Raw genomic sequence first — 3607 nt, 5'->3', positions numbered from 1 at the left:
CTTTTCGTCATTTTGCGTGGCCTGCCCGTTTTCCGCCCTGGGGTGGGGGGGTGGGTCTTCTGGGGCCGGTCGTGGGCCTGGGCCGCCCCGAAACAAGCGCACACGGACGTGCTTGTAGCGTGTCCGCAGAAGCCCTACCCCAGCGCCGCGGCCCCCGAACTGGCAGGCCTGTGGTACTGGAGCTGGGTGATACGTTTAAATCCCCGCAGCGTCTTTCAATGCCGCCGCCCGATCGGTCTTTTCCCACGGGAAGGCGGTGAAGGTCTCGTTGCCCACGGTCATCTCGAAGGGCTCGCGGCCGAAGTGGCCGTAGGCCGCAGTGGCCCGGTACATGGGGTGCTGCAGGTCCAGCATCCGGGTGATGGCATAGGGGCGCAGGTCGAAGTGCTCGCGCACCAGCTTGGCCATGCGCTCTTCGCTGATCTTGCCGGTGCCGAAGGTGTTCACGGAGATGGACGTGGGCTCGGCGACACCGATGGCGTAGGAGATCTGGATCTCGCAGCGGTCCGCCAGGCCCGCGGCTACGATGTTCTTGGCGACGTAGCGGCCGGCGTAGGCGGCGGAACGGTCCACCTTGGACGGATCCTTGCCGGAGAAGGCGCCACCACCATGACGGGCCATGCCGCCGTAAGTGTCCACGATGATCTTGCGGCCGGTCAGGCCACAGTCGCCCACCGGGCCGCCAATCACGAACTTGCCGGTCGGGTTGATGTGGAACTTGGTGCCCTTGTGCAGCAGCTCGGCCGGCAGGGTGTGCTTGACGATCAGCTCCATCACCGCTTCCTCCAGGTCCGCCATGGATACGCCCTCGTCGTGCTGGGTGGACAGTACCACTGCGTCGATGCCGGTGACCTTGCCGTTCTCGTAGCGGCAGGTGACCTGGCTCTTGGCGTCCGGACGCAGCCAGGGCAGTAGGCCGCTCTTGCGGGCCTCGGCCTGGCGCTCCACCAGGCGGTGGGCATAACAGATCGGGGCCGGCATCAGCACGTCGGTTTCGTTGCTGGCGTAGCCGAACATCAGGCCCTGGTCGCCGGCACCCTGGTCTTCCGGCTTCTGGCGATCCACGCCCTGGGCAATGTCCACCGACTGCTTGCCGATGATGTTGATGATGCCGCAGGTGTCGCCATCGAAGCCCACCTTGGAGGAGGTGTAACCCACATCCTTGATCACCGAGCGCACCAGGTCTTCCAGGTCCACCCAGGCGGAGGTGGTGATTTCGCCGCCAACGATGGCAACGCCGGTCTTGACCATGGTTTCGCATGCCACCCGCGCATTGGCGTCGGATTCCAGGATTTTATCCAGGACGGCATCGGAGATCTGGTCGGCCAGTTTGTCCGGGTGGCCTTCAGAGACCGATTCGGAGGTAAAAATGCTGTAATCAGACATGCGGTTTGGCTCCTCTGTGAGCGGTTGCAATCGTTGTAACCGGTTGTTTGTTCGCCGCTGTTACCGGCGGGTTAGTTTGTATATCAAATTTTGTTGATATGTATAAATACGTATCTCTCAATTCCGACATCAGGGCGTTACTGGCTGCCTGAGGTCTTCCAGAACTCCCGTACCTGCACCTGGAATCCGTTGCGCAGGCCGATAAACAGGGATTCGCCCGGAGTGAGCCCGGCCTCGGTGGCCCAGGCGGTGAGTTCTTCCGGCTCGAAGCCCAGCCACAGGTCCCCGCAGTTCTCACTGGCCCATTCCTGGTCATGGCTGCACAGGTCGCTGATCACCAGGCAGCCGCCGGTGTTCATCAGGGCGGCGGCGTCCAGCAGTATGTCCGCCGGGCTGGGCACGTGGTGCAGCACCATGTTGGCCACCACCAGGTCAAAGGCATCGCCCCGGGCCAGCAGGGTGTCGGTGACCCCCTCGATCAGATCGACGTTGTTCAGCTTCTCCTCGATGCAGGTCCGGGTGGCCTTGGCCAGCATGTCGCGGGAGTTGTCCAGCGCCACCACCTGGGGGCAGAGCCTGGCCAGTACCGGCAGGAAACCGCCCTCGCCGGGGCCGATCTCCAGTGCCGTCTGCCAGTCGTGGCGGGCCGCCCGCTGGCGCAGCAGGTTGGCCACCGGCCCGGCGTACAGGTCGAAGGCGGCAATCAGCTCCTGCTGCTCGCGGAACTGCTCGGCGTGGCGGGCGAAAAACGCCTGGGACTGCTCCGCCCGCTGGCTGCGGATCTCATGGATGCGCTCCCGCAGGTGCTCCGGCAACGGGATCCGGTCCACCATGTCGAAGATCTGGCGGATGGTCTGGTGCGCCAGGCGATCGCTGTCCAGGTTCAGCGGCCGCCGGTAGAAAATGGCGTTGCCTTCCCGCTGCGGCTCCAGCAGGCCGGCCTTGTGCATCACCTTGAGATGATGGCTCATGCCGGACTGGCGCATGTCGAACAGCTGGCTCAGCTCCAGCACCCCGAACGTGTCCCGGCGCAGCACCCGCAGGATTTCCAGGCGCAGAGGGTCGCCGCTGGCCTTGTAGATCGGGGCCAGAACGTCCGCGGAGGACGGCTCGATGGGTGCGGTGGTGCCGAGACTGGTCATGACGGGAGAGTGTAAGGGGCCGGGATGGGTCGATCAAGGGCAATATCAAAAAAAATTGATATAGTTTTCGGGTTGGCCCAGCGAGAGTCCTGATAAGAGCCCGATCGGAGTATGGCGGGCCTGCTCAGGCGGCGCCCGGCGGAAAATTGCTCAGACCGATTTGCTCCGGCGGTCACTAATCGGTGAAAATACGCGCCTCATTTTTGCACGATTCACTTTTGCCCCCTATTGCAGTGGAGACACCCCCAATGCCATCTCGTAAAGATCTCGCCAATGCCATCCGTGCCCTCAGCATGGACGCGGTGCAGCAGGCCAAGTCCGGTCACCCGGGCGCGCCCATGGGGATGGCTGACATCGCCGAGGTGCTGTGGAACGACTACCTCAGCCACAACCCGGCCAACCCGGACTGGGCCAACCGCGACCGCTTCGTGCTGTCCAACGGCCACGGCTCCATGCTGCAGTACTCGCTGCTGCACCTGTCCGGCTACGATCTCTCCATTGACGACCTGAAGAACTTCCGTCAGCTGCATTCGCGCACCCCCGGCCACCCGGAATATGGCTACACCCCTGGCGTGCAGACCACCACCGGGCCGCTGGGCCAGGGCATCGCCAATGCGGTGGGCTTTGCCATCGCCGAGAAGACCCTGGCAGCGCAGTTCAACCGCCCCGGGCACGAGATTGTCGACCACTACACCTACGCCTTCCTGGGGGACGGCTGCCTGATGGAAGGCATCTCCCACGAAGTGGCGTCCCTGGCGGGCACCCTGGGTCTGGGCAAGCTGATCTTCTTCTATGACGACAACGGCATCTCCATCGACGGCGAGGTGGAAGGCTGGTTCACCGACGACACCCCCAAGCGCTTCGAGTCCTACGGCTGGCAGGTGATTCCGGCAGTGGACGGTCACGATCCGGACGCGGTCCGTGCCGCCATCGAGGCCGCCCGTGCCAATACCGAGCAGCCCACCATCATCTGCTGCAAGACCGTGATCGGCTTCGGCGCCCCCAACAAGCAGGGCACCGAGAGCTGCCACGGCGCGCCCCTGGGTGAGGACGAAATCGCCCTGGCGCGGGAGAACCTG

General features: G+C 64.1%; 3 protein-coding genes. 1 reads left to right on the top strand and 2 read right to left on the bottom strand.

The features are described from left to right. Nucleotides 1-195 precede the first annotated feature (195 nt). Both metK and R3280_RS16295 read right to left on the bottom strand, forming a co-directional pair. A complete protein-coding gene (gene metK / locus R3280_RS16300; RefSeq protein ID WP_318999663.1) occupies nucleotides 196-1386 on the bottom strand; it encodes a methionine adenosyltransferase in 1191 nt (396 codons plus the stop codon). A gap of 137 nt (nucleotides 1387-1523) precedes the next feature. Beyond that, complete coding sequence (locus R3280_RS16295; RefSeq protein ID WP_318999662.1) at nucleotides 1524-2528, bottom strand: metalloregulator ArsR/SmtB family transcription factor; 1005 nt, start codon at nucleotides 2526-2528, stop codon at nucleotides 1524-1526. A gap of 248 nt (nucleotides 2529-2776) precedes the next feature. Between R3280_RS16295 and R3280_RS16290 the strand changes: the two genes are divergently transcribed. Then, on the top strand, nucleotides 2777-3607 hold an 831-nt coding region (locus tag R3280_RS16290; protein WP_318999661.1), incomplete at its 3' end, for a thiamine pyrophosphate-dependent enzyme.

The sequence above is a fragment of the Marinobacter sp. genome, assembly GCF_033722195.1.
Taxonomy (GTDB): Bacteria; Pseudomonadota; Gammaproteobacteria; order Pseudomonadales; family Oleiphilaceae; genus Marinobacter.
Note: the sequence above shows the minus strand (reverse complement) of the source record. Positions and strands in the feature narration are given on the sequence as shown.

Bases quoted from the DNA above. Each gene is read 5' to 3' on its own strand.
- metK (WP_318999663.1), bottom strand. From the start codon at position 1,386: ATGTCTGATTACAGCATTTTTACCTCCGAATCGGTCTCTGAAGGCCAC.
- R3280_RS16295 (WP_318999662.1), bottom strand. From the start codon at position 2,528: ATGACCAGTCTCGGCACCACCGCACCCATCGAGCCGTCCTCCGCGGAC.